This is a genomic window from Terracoccus sp. 273MFTsu3.1, assembly GCF_000383675.1.
Lineage (GTDB): Bacteria > Actinomycetota > Actinomycetes > Actinomycetales > Dermatophilaceae > Terrabacter.
Genome location: NZ_KB911824.1, coordinates 366062 through 384709, shown reverse-complemented (window position 1 = coordinate 384709; position 18648 = coordinate 366062). Strand labels below are relative to the sequence as shown.

Below are 18648 nucleotides of genomic sequence, written 5' to 3'. Positions count from 1 at the left end.
ATATTCGTGCATTCCGGGATCTCAGCGCTGGACGGCTCCGGTGGCCGAGGCGGCCGCCGCGACGGCCGCGTCGCGGAAGTCGTTGACCTCGTCGGTCGTCAGCGTGCGGTCGGGTGCCCGGAAGGTGAGGCGGTAGGCCAGCGACCGGTGCCCGGCGTCGATGCGCTCACCCTCGTAGACGTCGAACAGCACGACCGACTCGAGCGACTCCCCCGCGCCGGAGCGCAGGGCGGACTCGACGTCGGCAGCCGCGACGTCGGCCGCGACGAGCAGCGCGATGTCGGTCATCGCCGGCGGGAACGTCGAGAACGGCCTCGCCTGGACCGGCTCGGAGCTGGCGGCCACGAGCACGTCGACGTCGAACTCGGCGGCCACCGTGCGCGCCGGCAGCTCCAGGGCCGCGACCACCTTGGGGTGCAGCTCACCCGCGTGACCCACGAGCGTGCCGTCGGCGAGCGTGATCCGGGCGCAGCGGCCGGGGTGCCACGGCGCATGGCCGGGGTCGTTGGCGACGGCCACGGGCACGGCGAGCGCGGCGGCGACCGTCTGCACGGCGGCGACCATGTCGCTCCAGTCGGCGGCTCGGCCGGGGCCCCACCAGCCGGCCTGCTCCGCCTGTCCGGTCGCGAGGATGCCCGCGCGACGGGGCTGGGCGGGGACGGCGGCATACAGCTGTTCGAGCGTCTCGGCGTCGGGTCGCGCGGCGACCCCCGGGATCGGTGCGGTGCCGATGGGGCCGCCCGGGCGGACGACGAGACCGAGCTCGTAGATCGCGACGTCCTTGTGCCCGCGGGCGACGTTGCGTCGCAGGGTGTCGACGAGGCTCGCGAGGACCGACGTGCGCAGCAGCGGCCGCTCCTCCGACAGGGGGTTGGCCAGCCGGACGGCGTGACGACGGTCGTCGTCGGCGGGCAGCATCAGCTGGTCGGCGAGCTCCTCGGCGACGAAGGGATAGCTGAGCACCTCGGTGAGCCCGGCACCCGCGAGCGCGTCCGCGACGACCCGACGCGCCTTCTGCGCGTGGGTCAGGCCCCGGCCGTCGCTCGGAGTCGGAGTGATCGACGGGATGTTGTTGTAGCCGTCGATCCGCGCGACCTCCTCGGCGTAGTCGGGCGCGTCGACGAGGTCGGGCCGCCACGACGGCGGGGTCACGAGGACGTGGGTGTCGTCGGTGCCCTCGCCGGACTCGTCGACGACGCAGCCGAGGTCGCGCAGGATGCCGACGACCCGCTCGCGGGGGTAGTCGACGCCCACGATGCGCGCCGGCTCCGTGACGTCGAGGAGGTATGCCGTCCGCTCGCTCGTGCGGTCGACGTCGGTCACCGCGTCGTCGACCGTGCCGCCCCCGTGCTCGACGAGCAGGTCGACGGCGAGCTGGGCTGCCGCGGCGGTCACCTTCGGGTCGACGCCGCGCTCGAAGCGCTTGGACGCCTCGGTGATGAGGCGGTGCCGGCGCGACGAGCGCGCGACGGTCGTCGGGTCGAAGTGCGCAGCCTCGATGAGCACGCCGGTCGTCGTGTCGGAGACCTCGGAGGAGGCCGCACCCATGACCCCGGCGATGGCCAGCGGCTGCTCGCCACCGTCGGTGATGAGCAGGTCGTCGGTGTGCAGGGTGCGCTCGACGTCGTCGAGGGTCGTCAGCACCTCACCCGAGCGGGCGCGGCGCACGACGATCGAGCCGGACAGCCGGTCGACGTCGAAGGCGTGGAGCGGCTGTCCGACCGCGAGCATGACGTAGTTGGTGACGTCGACGGCGAGCGAGATGGGACGCATGCCCATCTGCGTCAGGCGCTTGCTCATCCACGGCGGCGACGGCCGGGTCGGGTCGATGCCGCGCACGATCCGCGCGACGTAGCGGTCGCACCCGTCGTTGCCGTCGATGGGCGAGTCGTCCTTGAGCTCCACCGGGTAGCCGCCTGGGGTGGCGACCGGCGTCGCGACGTCGGCCGGGTCGCGGTAGCCGCCCTCGGGGCTGCCCTGCGCGTGCCAGTACTCACGGGCGAGGCCACGCACCGAGAAGCAGTACCCACGGTCGGGCGTCACGTTCGTCTCGACGGTCTCGTCGGCGAGCCCGAGCAGGGCGATCGCGTCGTCGCCGGGGCTCAGGGTCGCCGCGCGCTCCTCGCCCAGCAGCCGGCTGAGCACGATGATGCCTTCGTGGTCGTGCCCCAGGCCGATCTCGTCCTCGGCGCAGATCATCCCGTTGGAGACGTGCCCGTACGTCTTGCGCGCGGAGATCGCGAAGCCCCCGGGCAGCACCGCACCGGGCAGCACGCAGACGACGAGGTCGCCGACCTCGAAGTTGTGGGCACCGCAGACGATCTCCTGGTGCTTGCCCTCGGTCAGCATCTGGCCGTTCTGGCCGACGTCGACGGTGCACCAGCGGATCGTCTTGCCGTTCTTCTGCGGCTCGAGCTCGAACGACAGGACCCGGCCGACGACGAGCGGACCGGTGATGTCGCCGCCGTGGAGGTCCTCCTCCTCGAGACCCACGCGGACGAGGCTGGCGGCCACGTCGGCACCCCGGGCCCCGGGCGCGAGGTCGGTGTACTCCGCGAGCCAGCTCAGTGGCATACGCATGTCAGACCCCCATCCCGAACTGCTGCGAGAAGCGGACGTCGCCCTCGACGATCTCGTGCATCCCCTGGACCCCGTGGCGCAGCTGGAGCGCCCGCTCGATGCCGAGCCCGAAGGCGAAGCCGGAGTAGACGTCCGGGTCGATGCCGCACGTGCGCAGCACCTTGCGGTTGACCATGCCGGAGCCGCCCAGCTCGATCCAGCCGGAGCCGCCGCAGGTGCGGCACGGCTCGGCACTTCCCCACGTCTCCTCGCCGTGGCAGGCGAAGCAGAGGAAGTCGGTCTCCATGCTCGGCTCGGTGAACGGGAAGTAGTTGGCGCGGACGCGGGTGCGCGTCTCCTCGCCGAACATGATGCGCACGAACGCGTCGAGCGCGCCGCGCAGGTGGGCCATCGTCAGGCCCTTGTCGATGGCGAGGCACTCGATCTGGTGGAAGACCGGCGTGTGCGTGGCGTCGAGGTCGTCGGTGCGGAAGACCTTGCCGGGGGCCACGACGTAGATCGGCGGCTCCTGCTCGAGCATGGTGCGGATCTGGACCGGTGACGTCTGGGTCCGCAGCACGAGCCCCGAGTCGACGGGGTCGAGGAAGAAGGTGTCCTGCATCTGGCGGGCGGGGTGGTCGGGTCCGAGGTTGAGGGCGTCGAAGTTGAGCCACTCGCTCTCGAGCTCGGGGCCCTCGGCGACCTCCCAGCCCATCCCGACGAAGGCGTCGACGAGACGCTGGGCCACGAGCTCGATGGGGTGGCGCGCGCCGAGCTGACGACGGAGCGCCGGGACGGTGACGTCGACGCGCTCGTCGACGAGGATGCGCTCGTCGCGCTCGGCCTCGAGCTCGGCCTGTCGGGCGCTGAGGGCCTGGCTGACCCGTGCGCGAGCCTGCCCGACCCGCTTGCCGGCCTCCGCCTTGGCGCTCGGCGGCAGAGCGCCGATCTCGCGGTTGGCGAGGGCCAGCGGGCTCTTCTCACCCTGGTGCGCGATGCGGGCGGCCTTGAGGTCGTCGAGGGACGTGGCCGCTGCGATGGCCGCGACGGCGTCCTGCACCGCTGCGTCGAGATTCGCCGGGTCGAGCGCGGAGACCTCGACCGGGTCGTAGTTCGTGTTGGGTCCGGACATCGGCGTGCGTTCGCTGCTCTCGCTCGGGTTCACGGGTGGCTGTTCGTGCGGGTGCCCAGTCTAGGGGCGGCGACGAACCGGTTTGCCGCGCCATCCGCGGAGCGGAGGGTCAGCTGCCGACGACGTCGGGCAGGCCGGCCGGGAGCGTCACGACGAAGCGCGCGCCACCGGCGTCGTTGTCGCTGACGAGCACCGAGCCGCCGTGGGCCTCGACGAGCCCCCGGACGACGTAGAGACCGAGACCGGTGCTCGCGTTGGAGGGGCCGTGCCAGAAGCGGCCGAAGATCTTCTCGCGGTCGGACGGGGGTATGCCGTCCCCCTCGTCGTCGACCTCGACGACCACCGACTCCGGCGCGTCACCGAGGGCTCCGCCGCGGTCGAGGGTCACCGTGACCTTGCCGGCCCCGTGCAGCAGGCCGTTCTCGATGAGGTTGAAGAAGATCTGCTCGAGACGGTCGGTGTCGGCCCACATCTCCGGCAGGCCGTCTGCGAGGGCGGCCTCCCCCAGCCCGAGCTGGACGACTCCGGACGACCGACCGAGCTCGTAGCGCACGACGTGGGTCGTGAGCAGGGCGTGGAGGTCGACGGGCCCCCGGCGCAGGTTGAGGCTGTCGGAGTCGAGCCGCGAGATGTCGAGCAGCTCGGTGATGAGGCGGGTCAGGCGGGTGGCGTCGGCCTCGATCGTCTCGATCATGAGGCGCTTCTGCTCGTCGGTGAACCGGTCCCACCGGCGCAGCAGGCTGCTCGTGAAGCCGGTCACCGACGTCAGCGGCGCCCGCAGCTCGTGCGCCACGGTCGACAGGACGGTCGCCTGGTCCCGCTCGGCTCGTTGGCGGGCCTCGGCGTCACGCAGGCCGAGCATGACCCGCTCGACGGTGCCGCCCGGTCGGGTCCGCACGTAGCGGGCGGTGACGAGGACGTCCTGGCCGCGCGGCGCGACGAGCAGCTTCTCGCGGTGGCCGGCGCGACTGGCCAGGCCGTGCCACGGGTCGGTGTGGGCCCACCAGTTCCGGCCGTACTTGTCGGTGAACGGGAGGCCTTCGTCGAGCGTGCGGCCGACGAGGTCGGCGTGCTCGCAGTCGAGGATGCGCAACGCCTCGGCGTTGGCGAACCGGATGCGCTGGTCGGCTCCGACGACGACGAGCCCGTCGGGGAGCAGCTCGCCCATCATCGCGACGGGAGCCATCTCGGCCGCCGACCCGGGCAGCCGAGCACCGTTGCCGTCGACGGAGGTCATGGCCCGAGGATAGTCACGCGGGCGCCGGGTGGGGCCGGTCAGCGCCTCGTGCGGCGTGCCTCGGCGGAGGCGTAGAGACAGATCGTCGCGGCCATGGCGAGGTTCAGTGACTCCGCGTGGCCGTGGATGGGAACGCGGACGACGTCGTCGCAGGCGTCGCGCACGTCCAGCGGCAGGCCCCAGGCCTCGTTGCCCATGACCCAGGCGTGGGCCCCGGAGAGGTCTGCGTCATGGAGCAGCGTCGTGCCCGCGCCGTCCGCGGCCAGCAGCCTGACCCCGCGCTCGCGCAGGGCCGAGAGGATGTCGGGAACGGACGCGCCGAGGCTGAGCGGCAGGTGCCACAGGGACCCGACGGTCGAGCGGACGACCTTGCTGTTGTAGACGTCGACGCTCGCGTCGCTGACGATGACCGCGTCGGCACCGGCCGCGTCGGCGCCCCGGATGACGGTGCCGGCGTTGCCCGGGTCGCGGACGTTCGTCAGGACGCACACGAGGGCGTCGGACGGCAGGTCCGCGAGCAGGGTGTCCAGCGGCACGTCGAGGACGCGGCACACCGCGGCGATCCCCTGCGGGGACTCCGTGTCGCACATCGCGGCGAGCACCTCGGGGGCCACCTCGTGCACCCAGAGGGCGGCGGAGCGGGCAGCCTCGACGATGGCGGGATGCCGGTCGGCCGCCTCGGGCGTCACGTAGACGTCGCGGACGAGCTCGGGACGGAAGGCGACCGCCTCACGGACCGCCTGCGGTCCCTCGGCGAGGAACTCGCCGGTGCGGGAACGCACCGAGCGCCGGGACAGCGCCCGCACCGCCTTGACCCGATCGGATCGGGGGTTGGTCAGCACGGGGGTGTCCCGGCGCTCGAGATGCTGGTGTGACGTCGGACGACGTCGCTCAGGCGGCGTCGCCGGCGACCTTCGCCTCGGCCGCGTTGACAGCGGCCGGGACGTTGGCGCGGGAGAGCTCCACGAGCGCGGCGAAGGCCGGGGCGTCGTTGACGGCGAGGTCCGCGAGGATCTTGCGGTCGACCTCGACACCGGCGGCCTTGAGGCCCTGCATGAACCGGTTGTACGTCATGCCGTTGGCGCGAGCCGCGGCGTTGATGCGCTGGATCCAGAGGCGACGGAAGTCACCCTTCTTCGCGCGACGGTCACGGTAGGCGTAACCCAGCGAGTGGGTGACCTGCTCCTTGGCCTTGCGGTAGAGGCGCGACCGCTGACCGCGGTAGCCGCTGGCGCGCTCGAGAACGACTCGACGCTTCTTCTGGGCGTTGACCGCCCGCTTCACGCGTGCCACGTGAATACTCCTTCTCTGCTTGACGCAGTGCTTGCTGCTGCTGGCTTACCGGAGACCCGGCTGCTCAGCGAATCGCTGATGGGTGGGGGTCCCGGCTCACTTGCCGAGGAGCTTCTTGGCCTTCTTGGCGTCCGGCTTGGCGAGCTCGACGTCGTTCGCGATGGAACGCATCTTCTTGCTCGACTTGTGCTCGAGCAGGTGGCGACCGCCGGCCTGCTCGCGCATGACCTTGCCGGTGCCGGTGAGGCGGAAACGCTTCTTCGCACCGCTGTGCGTCTTCATCTTCGGCATGGGGGCCGATCTCCTTCGTGTTGCGTGCGCCAGTGGGCGCACGTGGTGTGTCGTGCCGGGGGCTCTCGCCTCCAGCGGGTCACCGCCCGCCGATCACTCGGCGGCGGCGGTGGCCTCGTCGGTCTGCGGGGCCTGGGCCTCCGGCTGCTCACCGGACGCGGCCGGCTCGCCGGTGGAGCGCTGGTCGTGCTGCTCGCGGGAGCGACGCTGCTCGGCCTTGGCCTCCGCCTTCTTCTTGGTCGGGCCGATCACCATGATCATGTTTCGGCCGTCCTGCTTCGGGGCCGACTCGACGAAGCCGAGCTCGGCGATGTCCTCGGCGAGGCGCTCGAGCAGACGGCGACCGAGCTCGGGCCGCGACTGCTCGCGACCGCGGAACATGATCGTCACCTTGACCTTGTCACCGGCCTTGAGGAACCGCTCGACGTGGCCCTTCTTCGTGCCGTAGTCGTGCGGGTCGATCTTCGGACGGAGCTTGATCTCCTTGATGACCGTGTTGACCTGGTTCTTGCGCGCTTCCCGTGCCTTCATGGCGGCTTCGTACTTGAACTTGCCGAAGTCCATGAGCTTGGCGACCGGCGGCTTGGCCATGGGAGCCACCTCGACGAGGTCGAGGTTCGCCTCCTCGGCCAGACGCAGCGCGTCCTCGACGCGGACGATGCCGACCTGCTCGCCGTTGGGGCCAACCAAGCGCACTTCCGGGACCCGGATGCGCTCGTTGATGCGAGGCTCGCTGATGTGGTGCTCCTAAGTTCGATGAATGATGTGACCAGACGGGGTGGTGCCTGTCCTGCTGCGACCACAACGAGAAAAGGGCTCCCCGTGTGTGCACGAGGAGCCCAAGGGTCGCGTATGCCGGACGGTCGCCGTCGCGTCACACGGCTCGACACGGGCGCCACGGAGGACACCTGGCCGAACAGACCTTGACCCGGCGACCGTGAGGTCGGCGCGGGTGGAAGCGAGCTTCTCTTGCACGTCGTCACCCGCCTCCGCCGGAGCGGGAGCATGGGTGACGGCTGGTCAGTGCTCCATGCTAGCAGCCGAGACGCCGCGCTCCGAATCGACGGCCGGGCCCCCGGCGCCGGGTCGTCCCCGCGCCCGGCGGCTGGCCCTCGACCCGAGGAGACCGAGGAGTGCGATGAGGACGCCGAGGGCGGAGACGACGACGAACCCCCACTGCCAGCCGCCTCGGTCGATGGCGAACCCGGCGAGCGGTGCACCGAAGGCCGAGCCCGCGGTCATGGCCGAGCCGTGCCACCCCATCATCTCGCCGCGGAACCGCTCCGGGACCTGACGGCTCAGCTGCTCGACGGTGGCGGTGATCGTGGGAGCGCACAGGAAGCCGGAGACCGTGATGAGGACGGCGAAGCTCGGCACGCCGGCGGCGAGGGCGACCGGGGCGGTCGTGGCCGCGAGTCCGCCGAGCAGCCAGAAGACGGAGAAGGAACGGTGCCAGGCGCCGTAGACGATGCCGCCGACGAGGGACCCGGCACCCCAGAGCGCGAGGACCCACCCGATCGAGCCGGTGGCCCCGAAGGACCGGAGCGCGGCGACGATGCCCACGTCGGTGCCGCTGAGGACGAGCGTCGAGCAGGCGGCGGCGAGGTAGACCGCGGCGACCGGCACGGTGATGAAGCCCCGGACGGCGCGGCCCGGCGCGGCGTCCTCGGGGACGGACGGGGCGGCGATGGCGTCGGCCCGGGCGGCCTCGCCCTGCTCGTCGTGCGACGCCGACTCTCCCGCCGCACCGCCGTGCGGCTGGCCCTCGCCGGAGTCGGAGGTGAGGCGCGGGTTGACGACCCACAGCACGAATCCCGCTGCGACGGAAGCGAGCTCGCAGACGAGCAGGGCCCACGACGTGTCCCACGACGTCGCGAGCCACACCCCGATGGCCGGGCCCGCCATGAACGACAGCTCGGTCGCCGACGAGTCGAGCGACAGGGCGGTGCGCCGCTGCTCGCTCGGCACCGAACGGATGATGACCTGGCGCAGGATCGAGAAGGTGGGCACGACGAAGAGCCCGGCGAGCGCCGCGACGGCGATGAGCGGGGCGTAGCCCACCCACGGCGCGATCGACCAGCACACGACCTGCACGACGAGCGAGGGGCCGACGGTGCGCCGCAGGCCGATGCGGTCGAGCAGCCGGCCGCGCCAGGGCCCGGAGACGGCGACCGCGACCGTCGAGGCGGCCGTGACCAGGCCGGCCGCGCCGTAGCTGCGGCCGAGCGACGTCACGACGTGGAGGGTGAGGATCACCCCTCCCGCCCACATGGGGACGCGGATGAGGAAGCCGAGCAGCAGCGCGTTGCGCGTGTCGCGGTTGGCCAGCACCGGCCGGTAGGCCCCCAGATCCATGGCGTCAGCCTGTCACCTCGCACCGACGGTGCGCACCCGGGTTCCGCGGAGGCGGCAGCCCACCCGAGCGCGACCCGAGGACGGCCACCGAGGTGGCGGGCGGCATACGCGATGGGTCTTGTGACGGCTGGGCTACAGGAGTTGGGTGGGGTCATGGCAAAGACGCCCGGCAGATCAGATCTTCCTGCGGCCCCCAACCCCGCCTCGCCGCAGGACATCCGCAACGTCGTGCTGGTCGGACCCGGCGGGGCCGGCAAGACCGCACTCTTCGAGGCGCTCGTCGCAGCACGTGTCCCCGGTCAGCGCACCTCCGTGGGCGACCACGTCCGCACCACGACCCTCGTCGCCGCCTCGTTCGAGTCCGGCCCCGTCACCCTCAACCTCCTCGACACCCCTGGCTACCCCGACTTCGTCGGCGACCTCCGCGCGGGCCTCCGGGCCGCGGACGCCGCCGTCTTCGTCGTCTCGGGCGCAGACGACATCGACCGGCCCGTGTCGCTGCTGTGGCGCGAGTGCGCGGCCGTCGGGATGCCGCGAGCCGTCGTCGTGACCCACCTCGACCAGCCGCGCGCCGACTTCGCCTCGACCGTCGAGATGTGCCGCCGCACCTTCGGCGATGCCCGGGCCACCCACTGGCCGGTCGTCGAGGACGGCTCGGTCAGCGGGGTCGTGGGCCTGCTGACCGGCGAGACGTCCGCCGAGCACGAGGACGCGCGGTCGGCCCTCATCGAGTCCGTCATCGAGGAGTCCGAGGACGCGACGCTGCTCGACCGCTACCTCGAGGGCGAGACCCTCGACACCGACTCGCTGCTCGGCGACCTGCGCACCGCGATCGCCCAGGGCACCTTCTTCCCGATCGTCCCGGTCTCGCCCCTGACCGGCGCGGGCACCGAGGAGCTGCTCGGGATGATCGAGCGGGCCTTCCCCGACCCCACCGTGCACCCGCTGCCGGCCGTCACGTCGCCGGTCGGTGGCCCCCTCAAGGGCGTGACGTGTGACCCGTCCCAGCCGCTCGTGGCCGAGGTCGTGCGCACGACGACCGACCCGTACGTCGGGCGCCTGTCGCTCGTGCGCGTCTTCTCCGGCACGCTCCGGGTCGACGAGACCGTGCACGTGTCGGGCCACCTCGGTGACTTCGTCGGGCACGAGGTCGCCGGCCACCCGGCCCACGACGACGACGAGCGCGTCGGCCCGCTCGCGTCGCCCTTCATCGAGTCGCACCGCCCCCGCGGCACCGCCATCGCCGGCGACCTCGCGCTCGTGACGAAGCTGACCCACGCCGAGACGTCCGACACCCTGTCCTCCGTGGACCGGCCCGCGGTCGTCGAGCCGTGGCTGCTCCCCGAGCCGCAGCTGCCCGTCGCGATCCGCGCCGCGACGAAGTCCGACGACGACAAGCTCGGCGGGGCGCTGCAACGCCTCGTGGCCGAGGACGTCACGATGCGGATGGAGCACTCGCACGAGACGGACCAGGTCGTGCTCTGGACGATGGGCCAGGCCCACGTCGACGACCTCATCGACCAGCTCTCCGAGCGCTACGGCGTCACGGTGACGGCCGAGCCCTACCGGACCGCGCTGCGCGAGACCTTCGTGCGCACGTGCTCGGTGCAGGGTCGGCACGTCAAGCAGTCGGGTGGTCACGGGCAGTACGCCGTGTGCTCGATCGTCATCGAGCCGCTGCCCCGCGGATCGGGCTTCGAGTTCGTCGACAAGGTCGTCGGCGGGGCCGTGCCGCGCCAGTTCATCCCGTCCGTCGAGAAGGGGGCCCGTCTCCAGCTCGAGAAGGGGCTGCTCACCGGCCACCCGGTCGTCGACGTCCGCGTCACGCTCACCGACGGCAAGTCGCACTCCGTCGACTCGTCCGACGTCGCCTTCCAGACCGCTGCGGCGCTGGCCCTCAAGGAGGCGGCGAACGCCTCGACGATGGCGCTGCTCGAGCCGATCGACCGGGTCGACATCACCATCGCCGACGAGTACCTCGGTGCGGTCATGTCCGACCTGCGGGGACGGCGGGGGCAGGTGCTCGGGACCGAGCCGGCCGACGGGATGGGGCCCGAGGGAGGCTGGACCGTGGTGCACGCCGAGGTGCCTTCGGCCGAGCTGTCGCGCTACCCCATCGACCTCCGGTCGGTGTCGCACGGCACCGGGTCGTTCGTGCGCGAGCCGCTGCGCCACGACCTGCTGCCGGCCGACAAGGCCAAGGAGCTCCTCGGGGGCTGACGTCACGCAGGATCGCCCGGGACGGCGAAGGGCGGGTGCCGACGCACCCGCCCTTTCCCGTCCGACGTGCGGGTGCCGTCAGAGGCGGACGACCATCTTGCCGACGTTCTCGCCCCGCAGGACGCCGAGGAAGGCGTCGACCGCGTGGTCGATCCCGTCGCCGAACGTCTCGCGCGAGGTCAACGTGCCGTCCGCGATCCAGCCGGCCGCGCGCTGGGCGTACTCGCCCGCGAGGTCCCAGTGGTCGCCGACGAGGAAGCCCGTGATCGTGCCGCGGGTCTGGATGAGGCGCGCGAGGTTGCGCGGGCCAGGGGCCGGCTCGGTGTTGTTGTAGACCGAGATCGCGCCGCAGATCGCGATGCGGCCACCGAGCCGCAGCGAACCGATGGCGGCCTCGAGGTGGTCGCCGCCGACGTTGTCGAAGTAGACGTCGACACCGTCGGGCGCGGCCTCTCGGAGCAGGTCGGAGACGCGGCCGTCCTTGTAGTTGAACGCGGCGTCGAAGCCGAGGTCGTCCAGCAGGTGGTCGACCTTCTCCTGCGAGCCGGCGCTGCCGATGACCCGGCTCGCGCCCAGCGCCTTGGCCACCTGGCCGACGACGCTCCCGACGGCCCCGGCCGCGCCGGAGACGAAGACGACGTCCCCCTCCTTGAGCTGCGCGACACGGGTCAGGCCGGCGTATGCCGTGAGGCCGGTCATGCCGAGCACGCCGAGGTAGGCGGAGGCCGGGGCCACCGACGTGTCGACGACACGGACGGCGGAGCCGTCGACGACGGCCTCCTCGCGCCAGCCGAGGCCGTGGAGCACGTGGTCACCGACGGCGACGCCGTCGGCCCGCGACTCGGTGACGACGCCGACCGCACCGCCGTGCATGGCCTCGCCCAGTGCGTACGGCTCCGCGTAGGACTTGGCGTCGCTCATGCGACCACGCATGTACGGGTCGACCGACATGACCTCGTTGCGGACGCGGACCCAGCCATCGGCGAGGTCGACGGGCGCGCTCTCGACGAGGGCGAAGTCGTCAGGGGTGGGCCAGCCGACGGGGCGGCGGACGAGCTGGACCTCACGGGGGTTGGTCATCGGGTCTCCTTCTGGGACAGCGGTTCTGGCAGTTCTGGTGCGATGCGGCTGGGGTCGGGTGACGTCAGTCGACGACGATCTCGACCGGGATGTTGCCGCGCGTCGCGTTGGAGTAGGGGCACACCTGGTGAGCCGTGTCGACGAGCTCGCGGGCCAGCTGCGGGTCGAGGCCCTCGGGCAGCTCGACGTGGAGCACGACCCCGAGGCCGAAGCCGGTGCCCGACGAGCCGGAGAGGCTGACGTCCGCGGTCACGGCGACGTCGAAGTCCTCGACGCGGCGCTTGCGCGCGACGAGCCCGAGAGCGCTCGCGAAGCAGGCGGCATACCCGGCGGCGAAGAGCTGCTCCGGGTTCGTGCCCTCCCCGCTGCCGCCGAGCTCGCGGGGGGCGGCGAGCGTGACGTCGAGGCGACCGTCCGACGTGACGGCACGGCCCTCACGTCCGGAGGCGGTGGCCGAGGCGACGTACTGGGCGGTCTGGGTGATGGTGCTCATCGAGGCTCCTTGTGTTGCCAACAATTAGATTGTGCGCAATTTGATAGTACGCTTGGCCCATGAGCCCGTCCAATCCGACGTCCCCCGCCGGTGCCCTGAGCCTCGAGCAGCAGATCTGCTACGCCATGCACACGACCGTGCGGGCGTTCGACGCCGTCTACCGCGAGCTGCTGGGCGAGCACGGGCTCTCGTACCCGCAGTACATCGCCCTCATGACGGTCGGCGAGCACGGCCCGCTGACGGTGAGCAGCCTCGGCGGGCACCTGCGCCTCGACTCGGGCACGCTCTCACCGCTGCTCAAGCGGATGGAGGCCGCCGGGCTCGTGGAGCGCGTCCGCGATCCCGAGGACGAGCGACGGGTGCTCGTGTCGGCCACCGCCGCCGGTCACGACCGCCTCGCCGCCCTCGGGGACGTGCCGCACCAGATCGCCGTGCGCAGCGGCCTGTCGCGCCGGGAGATGCTCGACCTGCACCGCACCCTGCGGCGGGTGACCGAGCGCCTCGACGCCGGCGCCTGAGCTCTCGGCTCGGGCGGCTGGGCCGGACGGCAGGGCCGTGTCAGGACGGCAGGATGATCGAGACGGCGTGGATGAGCATGCCGATGAGGCCTCCGACGAGGGTGCCGTTGATCCGGATGAACTGCAGGTCACGACCCACCTGGAGCTCGACGCGCTCGGCCGTCTCCTTGCCGTCCCACCGGTCGACGGTGTCGCTGATGATCCTCGTCAGCTCGGTGCCGTAGCGGTCGACGGCGTAGATCGTCGCGTCGCAGATCCGCGTGTCGATGCGGTCGCGCAACGGAGCGTCCGCGAGTAGCCGCTCGGCGAGCGCCGCCACCTCGGTCACGGCCCGGGCGCGCACGGGCCCGTCCTCGTCCTCGAGGGCGGCGACGACGACGGCACGGAACGAGGCCCACAGCGACATCGCCGTGTCCGCCACCTGCGGATGCGACAGCACGCGCTCCTTGAGGCGCTCGGCCTTGGCCTGCGTCACGGGGTCGTGCTGGAGGTCGTCGGCGAGGTCGATCAGCAGCTTGTCGAGGGCGAGCCGCACGTCGTGCCGTGGGTCGTTGCGGATGTCGGCCAGCCACTTGAGCGCCTCGACGTGGACCTTGCGGGCCACGATGTCGTTGATCGCGGCGGGCACCCACGCCGGGGCGCGCTGCGTGATGAGCGACTCGAAGACGTCCTCGTTGTCGACGAGCCAGACCCGGACCTCGTCGAGGGCGAGGTCGACGAGGCCGACGTGCGCCTCGTCGCGCACCACCTGGTCGAGCAGCCCACCGGCGAGCGAGCTGACCGGCTCCTGCGCGAGGCGCGGGAGCAGGGCCTGTTCGATGACGGCGCGGACGTCCTCGTCGGGGATCCGGTGCAGCGCGTGGACCGTGACCGTCGCGACCTCGTCGACGAGGCGCTTCGCGTGGCCCGGGACGAGGGCCCACTCGGCCGCCCGGCGGGTGGGCTCGGCGTCGAGCACCCGCTCGCGGATGATGTCCTCGCGCATGAAGTTCTCGCTGACGAACTCCTCGAGGCTGCGCCCGATCATCTCCTTCTTGCGCGGGATGAGGGCCGTGTGCGGGATGGGGAGCCCGAGCGGGTGCCGGAAGATCGCGGTGACGGCGAACCAGTCGGCGCAGGCGCCGACCATCGAGGCCTCGGCGCCGGCGTTGACGAAGCCAAGCAGCCCGTCGTCGTGCCCGCGCGTGAGGACGTAGACGATCGCGGCGAACACGAGGAGGCCGGTGGCGACGAGCCGCATCTGCCGCAGGTCGCGGCGGCGCTGCGCGTCGAGGGCCGGGTCGACGATGAAGCCGAGAGGACCGCTCGAGCCGGGCGAGCCCCCACCCGACCGTCGGCCCGACCGTCCGGCCGACCGTCCGGCCGACCGGGGTCCGGGGCGGTTGGTCCCGGTCGTGCCGGCAGCGGCGGCCCCGGCGCCGGCCGTCGCGGGAGGCACCTCGGGGTCACGCTCCCGAGTCGTCTGGGGTGTGGTGTCCACGTCCGGCACCTCCAGGGGTGATGTACTCAGCGCGCCGCTTCGAGCGCGAAGGTCAGAGCATCGATCCTCGCACGGGTCTCGCCGTCGGTCGCGATCCGCTCCCCGATCCGTGTCGCGACCGCCCCGACGGCCTCGGCGTCGAGGCCGGGCTCGAGGGTCAGCACGACCCGCAGCACGCCGGCGCCGGCGGGCTCCCCCGCCTCCAGACGGTGGCCCACGACCTGCGGCTCGGTCTCGACCGCCGCTCGTACGGCCGCCGCGACGTGGGCGTCACGATGGCTGGGCTCCCACGCGCGCTCCTGCGCGAGCGCCCAGAGCATGCTCGGCCGCAGCACCGTGGCGTGGGGCGATGCGACGTCGACGAGGAGCACCTGGCACTCCTCGCTGATGGCCGCCTGGGCCGCCGCGGCCGCGCGGACCGGCACGGGCCGGGCGCTCGGGTCCCACGCCGCCAGGCTCTCGAGGGAGGTGAACATCGGCAGTGCCCGCGACCCGTCGGGGGAGGTCAGGGTGACGGCGGCCATGTCGCTGCGCGTGTCGACGGCGTGCGGTCCGGACTCGTCGACCTCGGACGCCACGGCGACCACGGGGACGAGCCAGCGCGCCTGCGCGGCGTGCTCCATGAGCGCCGTCTCCGCGTCACCACCGGGGGCGGCGTGCGCCGCCGCCAGCGCGGTGACGAGGTCGGGATCTGCTGCGCCGGAGTCGCCGGAGAAGCCGTGCGACGGGATCGACTTGCCCTCCCAGGCCTGACCGGCAGAGTCGGCGGGGCGTCCCTGCTCGTCGTGGCGGCCGGGACCCGGTGCCGACGCTGTCATGACGCCGGGCGTCCGGCGACGTCGAGGGCCTCGGGCAGCGTGAACGCGCCCCGGTAGAGCGCCGAGCCGACGATCGCCCCCTCGACGCCCTCACCGACGATCTCGCGGATCGCGGCGATGTCCTCCAGGGTGGAGACGCCACCGCTGGCCACCACCGGCCGGTCGGTTCGGGCGCAGACGTCGCGCAGGAGCTGCACGTTGGGCCCCTGGAGCATGCCGTCCTTGTTGACGTCGGTCACGACGTAACGCGCACAGCCCTCGGCATCGAGGCGCGCGAGCGTCTCCCAGAGGTCACCGCCCTCGCGGGTCCACCCCCGGGCCGCCAGCGTGGTGCCCCGGACGTCGAGGCCGATGGCGACGCGGTCACCGTGCGTGCCGATGATCGACGCCGTCCACTCGGGGTCCTCGAGCGCGGCGGTGCCGATGTTGACGCGGCGGCAGCCCGTGGCGAGCGCCGCGTCGAGCGACTCCGTGTCGCGGATGCCACCGGAGAGCTCGACCTGCAGGTCGAGCCGGCCGACGATCGAGGCGATGAGGTCGCGGTTGCTGCCGCGACCGAAGGCCGCGTCGAGGTCGACGAGGTGGATCCACTCCGCCCCCTGCTCCTGCCAGCGCAGCGCGGCCTCCCACGGGTCTCCGAACTCGCCGCCCGTGCCGGCGACGCCCTGGACCAGCTGGACGGCACGGCCACCGGCGATGTCGACGGCGGGCAGAAGCTCGAGGTGGGGCTGGACGGCGTGGTGCTGGCCGGTCATCGGGTCGGCTCCTCGGGTCGGTCACGGCCGTCGCGGTCGTGGTCGGTGTGGTGGTCGGTGTCAGGTGTGTCCGGGCGCGGGACCCCGGACGTGCGACCAACCGAGTATGCCGTGTGCCTGCGGCGCGGCTCCTGGCGTGTCCGTCCGTGGATCGCGCGCCCACCCCGGCGCGGTCGCCCTCCCGGCGTTCTGCTCGTGCCCCGTGGTCGTGTCTGGTACACCGGGGGGACCCGAACCTCGCGACGCACGGGAGCCGTCATGCATCACCTGCCACAGCTGGCCGGTCGGCCGATGGTGACGGACGGTGGCCTGGAGACCGACCTCATCTTCAACCACGGCGTCGAGCTCCAGGACTTCGCCGCATACCCGTTGCTCGGTGACGCGGCCGGCCGCGAGCTGCTCACGGGCTACTACGACGCGTACGCCTCCATCGCCGCGCGAGCCGGGGCGGGCCTGCTCCTCGAGTCACCGACGTGGCGTGCCAACCCGGACTGGGGCGGGCGGCTCGGCCACTCGACGACCGACCTCGACCGTGCCAACGCCGACGCCGTCGACCTGCTCCGGTCGCTGCGTCGCCGGTATGCCGTCGAGCTCGGGCTGCAGGACGTCGTCGTCGTGGGGGTGGTGGGCCCACGGGGCGACGGCTACCGCAGTGCCGGTGCGCCGAACCCGGCCGAGGCTGCGGACTACCACCACGCCCAGGTGGCGGCGTTCGCCGAGGCGGGCGCCGACGTCGTCACGGCCTACACCCTCACCACCGCGGGCGAGGCGATCGGGATCGCGCAGTCGTGCCGGGAGCTGGGGCTGCCCGTGGCGATCTCGTTCACGGTGGAGGTCGACGGGCGGCTTCCCGACGGGACGACGCTGGCCGAGACGATCACCGAGGTCGACGAGCGGGAGGCACCGGACTACTACCTCGTCAACTGCGCCCACCCGGAACACGTGCTCGCAGGATTGGATGCCGCTGACGACGGGAGCGCCTGGCGCAGCAGGCTGCTCGGGCTGCGCTACAACACCTCGACGCGCAGCCATGCGGAGCTCGACGACGCCGACGACCTGGACGCGGGCGACCTCGACACCATCTCGGCGGGGCACGACCTGGTGGTCGGACGGGTCCCGGGCGTCACGGTCGTCGGAGGGTGCTGTGGCACCGACGCCTCGCACGTCGCCCGGCTCTGGGGCGTCGACCCGGATCGTGGCGGCGACATCCCGGTCTGAACCGGACTACGACGGCGGCGTGGCGGGCGGGCCACTGGGAGCCGGCGGCTCAGGCTCCGGTGCCGGCGCCGTGGCCGGCGCTGCCGGCTCGTCACCGCCCGGCTCGTCCCCGCCCGGCGCGGTTGACGCGTCCGCAGCGGGCGGCCCGTCCGGAGGGACGTCGGCGCCTCCCCCGGTGGTGATCTCGGCCCGGTGACGCCAGAGGACGTAGCCCAGCCCGGCGACGACCACCACGACGACGAGGACGATGCGCACCGGCCAGGACAGGTCGAGCAGAGTCGTCACGACGAGCGTGCCGAGTGCCGTGCCCACGGTCGTCGGCAGTCCCGGGCGGCTGCTCCGGCGCCGGGGGTAGAGCGCGCCCGACGAGGACCGCCGTGTCGACGACGAGGTCCGCCTCGTCGTGCTCTTCGTCGTGTTCTTCGTCGCGCTCCTGGACGTCCTGGTCGTGCGCTTCCTGCTCGCACTGCTGGAGCTGCTCGCCGTCTTCCTCGTCGCCACGATCACTCCTCGTCGAGGCCCCGCCCGCCGGTCAGTCGGCGGACGGCAACCCGGTCACAGGTCGCGGACCCAGTTCTCGAGCAGGTGCAGCCCGGCATCGCCGGACTTCTCGGGATGGAACTGGGTCGCGCTCAGGGGCCCATTCTCGACCGCCGCGACGAACTTCGCACCGTGGCGCGCCCAGGTGACCGCAGGTGCGACCCGGGCGAAGGCGCCGGTGGCCTCGAGCGTCCACTGCTGCACGGCGTAGGAGTGCACGAAGTAGAAGCGCTCGTGCTCGACGCCGGCGAAGAGGCGCGAGCCCTCGGCGACCTCGACCTCGGACCAGCCCATGTGCGGCACGACGTCGGCAGGGAGCCGCTCGACGGTGCCGGGCCACTCAGCGAGCCCCTCGAGAGGATGCTCCGACGGCTCGGTCGAGCCGTCGAAGAGGGCCTGCATGCCGACGCAGACGCCGAGGACCGCCCGGCCCCCGCTGATCCGTCGACCGATGATGCGTGGTCCGTGCGCAGCCGCGAGCCCCGCGATGCAGGCGTGGAAGTTGCCGACCCCGGGCACGAAGAGTCCGTTCGCCTCGAGCGCGCGGACAGGGTCGGACGTCAGCGTGACCGTGGCGCCGACGCGCTCGAGGGCACGCACGGCGGATCGGACGTTGCCGCTGCCGTAGTCGAGGACGACGACGTCGGCGCTCATCGTCG

General features: G+C 72.5%; 18 protein-coding genes. 3 read left to right on the top strand and 15 right to left on the bottom strand.

What is annotated here, in order from left to right:
* Nucleotides 1-21: 21 nt before the first annotated feature.
* The 8 genes from pheT to H283_RS0116815 form a co-directional block, all read right to left on the bottom strand.
* Complete coding sequence (gene pheT, locus H283_RS0116850) at nucleotides 22-2580, bottom strand: phenylalanine--tRNA ligase subunit beta (RefSeq protein ID WP_028785678.1); 2559 nt, start codon at nucleotides 2578-2580, stop codon at nucleotides 22-24.
* A gap of 1 nt (nucleotide 2581) precedes the next feature.
* Nucleotides 2582-3691, bottom strand: a complete 1110-nt coding sequence (pheS, locus tag H283_RS0116845) for a phenylalanine--tRNA ligase subunit alpha (RefSeq protein ID WP_028785677.1) — start codon at nucleotides 3689-3691, stop codon at nucleotides 2582-2584.
* A gap of 109 nt (nucleotides 3692-3800) precedes the next feature.
* Nucleotides 3801-4928: an ATP-binding protein gene (locus H283_RS0116840; protein WP_020144698.1), complete on the bottom strand. Its 1128-nt coding sequence runs from the start codon at nucleotides 4926-4928 to the stop codon at nucleotides 3801-3803.
* A gap of 38 nt (nucleotides 4929-4966) precedes the next feature.
* The gene (locus H283_RS0116835) at nucleotides 4967-5770 is read right to left on the bottom strand and encodes an RNA methyltransferase (RefSeq protein WP_020144697.1); all 804 of its coding nucleotides are present in this window, start codon (nucleotides 5768-5770) and stop codon (nucleotides 4967-4969) included.
* Nucleotides 5771-5819: 49 nt separating this feature from the next.
* Complete coding sequence (rplT, locus tag H283_RS0116830) at nucleotides 5820-6221, bottom strand: 50S ribosomal protein L20 (RefSeq protein WP_020144696.1); 402 nt, start codon at nucleotides 6219-6221, stop codon at nucleotides 5820-5822.
* A gap of 96 nt (nucleotides 6222-6317) precedes the next feature.
* The gene (gene rpmI / locus H283_RS0116825; protein ID WP_020144695.1) at nucleotides 6318-6512 is read right to left on the bottom strand and encodes a 50S ribosomal protein L35; all 195 of its coding nucleotides are present in this window, start codon (nucleotides 6510-6512) and stop codon (nucleotides 6318-6320) included.
* A 93-nt stretch (nucleotides 6513-6605) separates the two neighbouring features.
* A complete protein-coding gene (gene infC, locus H283_RS0116820; protein WP_231372306.1) occupies nucleotides 6606-7202 on the bottom strand; it encodes a translation initiation factor IF-3 in 597 nt (198 codons plus the stop codon).
* Between the two features lie 330 nt (nucleotides 7203-7532).
* A complete protein-coding gene (locus H283_RS0116815; RefSeq protein ID WP_020144693.1) occupies nucleotides 7533-8867 on the bottom strand; it encodes an MFS transporter in 1335 nt (444 codons plus the stop codon).
* Between the two features lie 153 nt (nucleotides 8868-9020).
* On the opposite strand from H283_RS0116815, the gene H283_RS0116810 reads away from it, so the two are divergent.
* Nucleotides 9021-11087, top strand: a complete 2067-nt coding sequence (locus H283_RS0116810) for an elongation factor G-like protein EF-G2 (RefSeq protein WP_028785675.1) — start codon at nucleotides 9021-9023, stop codon at nucleotides 11085-11087.
* Nucleotides 11088-11165: 78 nt separating this feature from the next.
* On the opposite strand, the gene H283_RS0116805 is transcribed toward H283_RS0116810, so the two are convergent.
* Both H283_RS0116805 and H283_RS0116800 read right to left on the bottom strand, forming a co-directional pair.
* A complete protein-coding gene (locus tag H283_RS0116805; protein WP_020144691.1) occupies nucleotides 11166-12167 on the bottom strand; it encodes an NADP-dependent oxidoreductase in 1002 nt (333 codons plus the stop codon).
* A 64-nt stretch (nucleotides 12168-12231) separates the two neighbouring features.
* Nucleotides 12232-12660 (bottom strand): organic hydroperoxide resistance protein, encoded by a 429-nt coding sequence (locus tag H283_RS0116800; protein WP_020144690.1) that lies wholly within the window; start codon nucleotides 12658-12660, stop codon nucleotides 12232-12234.
* Nucleotides 12661-12719: 59 nt separating this feature from the next.
* Here H283_RS0116800 and H283_RS0116795 point away from each other — a divergent pair, with 59 nt between their 5' ends.
* Nucleotides 12720-13178 (top strand): MarR family winged helix-turn-helix transcriptional regulator, encoded by a 459-nt coding sequence (locus H283_RS0116795; protein WP_020144689.1) that lies wholly within the window; start codon nucleotides 12720-12722, stop codon nucleotides 13176-13178.
* 40 nt (nucleotides 13179-13218) lie between these two features.
* Here H283_RS0116795 and H283_RS0116790 read toward each other — a convergent pair whose 3' ends face one another.
* The 3 genes from H283_RS0116790 to priA are packed head-to-tail and all read right to left on the bottom strand — an operon-like array spanning nucleotide 13219 to nucleotide 16231.
* Entirely contained in the window at nucleotides 13219-14658 is a 1440-nt protein-coding gene (locus H283_RS0116790; protein ID WP_020144688.1) for a DUF445 domain-containing protein, read from the bottom strand.
* 26 nt (nucleotides 14659-14684) lie between these two features.
* Complete coding sequence (locus H283_RS0116785) at nucleotides 14685-15476, bottom strand: SseB family protein (RefSeq protein WP_020144687.1); 792 nt, start codon at nucleotides 15474-15476, stop codon at nucleotides 14685-14687.
* On the bottom strand, nucleotides 15473-16231 hold the full coding sequence (gene priA, locus H283_RS0116780) for a bifunctional 1-(5-phosphoribosyl)-5-((5-phosphoribosylamino)methylideneamino)imidazole-4-carboxamide isomerase/phosphoribosylanthranilate isomerase PriA (RefSeq protein ID WP_020144686.1): 759 nt from the start codon (nucleotides 16229-16231) through the stop codon (nucleotides 15473-15475). Before priA ends, H283_RS0116785 begins: the two co-directional genes overlap by 4 nt.
* A gap of 258 nt (nucleotides 16232-16489) precedes the next feature.
* Here priA and H283_RS0116775 point away from each other — a divergent pair, with 258 nt between their 5' ends.
* Nucleotides 16490-17449, top strand: coding sequence for a homocysteine S-methyltransferase family protein (locus H283_RS0116775; protein WP_231372305.1), 960 nt, complete (start codon nucleotides 16490-16492; stop codon nucleotides 17447-17449).
* A gap of 6 nt (nucleotides 17450-17455) precedes the next feature.
* On the opposite strand, the gene H283_RS0116770 is transcribed toward H283_RS0116775, so the two are convergent.
* Complete coding sequence (locus H283_RS0116770; RefSeq protein ID WP_156023256.1) at nucleotides 17456-17950, bottom strand: hypothetical protein; 495 nt, start codon at nucleotides 17948-17950, stop codon at nucleotides 17456-17458.
* Nucleotides 17951-18004: 54 nt separating this feature from the next.
* Complete coding sequence (hisH, locus tag H283_RS0116765) at nucleotides 18005-18643, bottom strand: imidazole glycerol phosphate synthase subunit HisH (protein ID WP_020144684.1); 639 nt, start codon at nucleotides 18641-18643, stop codon at nucleotides 18005-18007.
* Between the last annotated feature and the right edge of the window lie 5 nt (nucleotides 18644-18648).

What these genes read in the sequence shown, in the direction of transcription:
- H283_RS0116775 (WP_231372305.1), top strand. Translation starts at nt 16,490, where the DNA reads ATGCATCACCTGCCACAGCTGGCCGGTCGGCCGATGGTGACGGACGGT.
- H283_RS0116785 (WP_020144687.1), bottom strand. Translation starts at nt 15,476, where the DNA reads ATGACAGCGTCGGCACCGGGTCCCGGCCGCCACGACGAGCAGGGACGC.
- H283_RS0116795 (WP_020144689.1), top strand. Translation starts at nt 12,720, where the DNA reads ATGAGCCCGTCCAATCCGACGTCCCCCGCCGGTGCCCTGAGCCTCGAG.
- pheS (WP_028785677.1), bottom strand. Translation starts at nt 3,691, where the DNA reads ATGTCCGGACCCAACACGAACTACGACCCGGTCGAGGTCTCCGCGCTC.
- rpmI (WP_020144695.1), bottom strand. Translation starts at nt 6,512, where the DNA reads ATGCCGAAGATGAAGACGCACAGCGGTGCGAAGAAGCGTTTCCGCCTC.
- hisH (WP_020144684.1), bottom strand. Translation starts at nt 18,643, where the DNA reads ATGAGCGCCGACGTCGTCGTCCTCGACTACGGCAGCGGCAACGTCCGA.
- H283_RS0116800 (WP_020144690.1), bottom strand. Translation starts at nt 12,660, where the DNA reads ATGAGCACCATCACCCAGACCGCCCAGTACGTCGCCTCGGCCACCGCC.
- priA (WP_020144686.1), bottom strand. Translation starts at nt 16,231, where the DNA reads ATGACCGGCCAGCACCACGCCGTCCAGCCCCACCTCGAGCTTCTGCCC.
- pheT (WP_028785678.1), bottom strand. Translation starts at nt 2,580, where the DNA reads ATGCGTATGCCACTGAGCTGGCTCGCGGAGTACACCGACCTCGCGCCC.
- H283_RS0116810 (WP_028785675.1), top strand. Translation starts at nt 9,021, where the DNA reads ATGGCAAAGACGCCCGGCAGATCAGATCTTCCTGCGGCCCCCAACCCC.
- H283_RS0116840 (WP_020144698.1), bottom strand. Translation starts at nt 4,928, where the DNA reads ATGACCTCCGTCGACGGCAACGGTGCTCGGCTGCCCGGGTCGGCGGCC.
- H283_RS0116815 (WP_020144693.1), bottom strand. Translation starts at nt 8,867, where the DNA reads ATGGATCTGGGGGCCTACCGGCCGGTGCTGGCCAACCGCGACACGCGC.
- H283_RS0116805 (WP_020144691.1), bottom strand. Translation starts at nt 12,167, where the DNA reads ATGACCAACCCCCGTGAGGTCCAGCTCGTCCGCCGCCCCGTCGGCTGG.